This window comes from Streptomyces calidiresistens (genome assembly GCF_014141525.1).
Classification (GTDB): Bacteria; Actinomycetota; Actinomycetes; order Streptomycetales; family Streptomycetaceae; genus Streptomyces; species Streptomyces calidiresistens.
In genome coordinates, this window is sequence record NZ_VKHS01000929.1 from 1 (window position 1) to 1,933 (window position 1,933).

Consider the following 1,933-nt stretch of genomic DNA (forward strand, 5'->3'; position numbering starts at 1 on the left):
GGCGTGTGGGGGCCCGGAGCCCCGCGCTCCGGGGGGCGTCTCAGACGGTGACCAGGGTGGTGAGCGAGCGCGGGGCGAAGGCGGCCGTTCCGCGCACCGTGCCGGCGGGGGCCATCGACCGTTCCTCGTCGGTGGCCCAGGCGTTGCCCTCCAGGCCCGGGAGGTCGGCGCGGATCGTCTCCCCGGCGGTGTTGAGGACCACCACCACCCGGCCCCCGCCCTCGTTGCGGAAGGCGGTGACCAGCAGGTCGGGGTGGTCGCAGGTCACCCGCAGCGCCACCGCGCCGGGGCGCACGCACCGGCTCCACCCGGCGAGCGCCCACAGCCGTTTGGCCACCCGGTAACCCTTCCCGTCGTCGTCCACCCGGATCGGTGCCCGGGTGGTGCCGGTGGAGACGCCGAACCAGTAGACGTAGCCGTTGACCTCCCCGAGGGTGAACGAGTCGTGGATCTGGCGGGCCACCGCCATGCCGTCGAAGCCGCTCCCGTCGTCCCAGCGTTCGTTCCAGGTGTCGCCGTCCGGGGACCACTCCGACATCCAGGTCGGCTTCCGGGTGGGCAGCGGCCGGTCCACCGGGGCCTCGTAGGGGTGGCCGGTGTGCAGGTCCATCAGCGCGGCGGCCTCCGGGTCCTCCTCGACGGCCCGGGTGTACTCCACCGCGCCCTTCCAGCCGTAGGAGTCGCACCCGGCCAGGCGCAGGCCGGCGCGGCGGATCCGGGGGCCGATGACCTTCGTGTAGGCGGCGGCCTCGGCCGGCGTGAAGCGCATCGAGGCGTAGTCGATGGTGAAGTCCGGCTCGTTGGTGAAGGCGAGGTCGGTGACGGCGATGCCCTCGGCCCGGTAGAGGTCGGTCCACCCCAGCAGGTAGCGGGCGTAGGCCTCGTACCACTCGGGCAGCAGCGAGCCGCCGTCGGAGTCGCTCCCGTTGTCCTTCATGTAGCCGGGGGCGCTCCAGGCGCTCGCGAAGAAGCGCCGGATCCCGTACCGGCGGGCCTCGCGGGCGAGCCACAGCTGTCCGTTGTCGTCGCGGTCCCAGCGCAGCCGCGGTTCGGCCCGCGGTCCGCCCGGATCCTCGGGTTGGACGGAGAGCATCCGGTCGCCGGAGGAGTCGGTGGAGGACCCGATGCCCAGCCGCAGGATGCTCAGTCCGGCGCCGGTGCGGCGGCTCATCAGCAGGTCCAGCACCTCCCGCCGGGGACCCTCGGGCAGTTCCCGCATGACGCGGGCGCGCTGGAACGCCTCGCAGAAGCCGAAGCCGTCGATCCGTCGCAGGGGTTGACGGCCGATCTCGATACCGGTCACACGCACCTGCCCTGAAAGTTTCACAAGTGAGACGAGAATTTTCGTCCCGAACCTAGGCGGAGGTGTGGGAGGGAGTCAACAGGGCGAACGCGCCGGAAAGCTTTCGGGGGCTCCCGGGAGGCCCTCGGATGGGAAACGCTTTCTGGCCTGCGGTGCTGCGGTTTGACGCAAAGTCGGGAGAAGGATCTGGCGCTCGGGGGGTTGACCGTCTTGGAGGGTCCGCCTACGTTACCGCCACCGAAAGTGTTGACGCTCCACCGAAATTTTCACGTCCATTTGGACGGTGGTCGAGCGTGTCCGCGTGTCACGCGCAGCGGTCCGGGAATGACGCCGTGCGCGTTCCCCTGTCCAAACCGTGGTCGAGCCATGCCGAAAAGGGGTCGATGATGACCGAAACGAGGGGCGTGCCGATCGGCACCACCCGCCGGGCCGTACTGCGCAACACCGCCTTCATCGCGATGGCCGGCATGTCCGCGAGCGCGTGCAGCGTCTTCTCCACCGAGCCCGACGGCGGCGGGAACGGCAACGGCGGCGGGGGTGCCAAGGGCCCCGAGGCCCCCATGCTCGCCGAACGCGTCGAGGCCGGAAACCTCCCCCCGGTCTCCGAGCGCCTGCCCACCAACCCCCTGG

At 71.2% G+C, this 1,933-nt stretch carries 2 protein-coding genes; one reads left to right on the forward strand and one right to left on the reverse strand.

Features of this window, described 5'->3' with window-relative positions; translation table 11 throughout:
- Positions 1-40 precede the first annotated feature (40 nt).
- Positions 41-1,303: a glycoside hydrolase family 30 protein gene (locus FOE67_RS24225; RefSeq protein ID WP_182666963.1), complete on the reverse strand. Its 1,263-nt coding sequence runs from the start codon at positions 1,301-1,303 to the stop codon at positions 41-43.
- Between the two features lie 386 nt (positions 1,304-1,689).
- On the opposite strand from FOE67_RS24225, the gene FOE67_RS24230 reads away from it, so the two are divergent.
- A partial coding sequence (locus tag FOE67_RS24230; RefSeq protein WP_228474232.1) for a hypothetical protein occupies positions 1,690-1,933 on the forward strand: 244 nt, incomplete at its 3' end.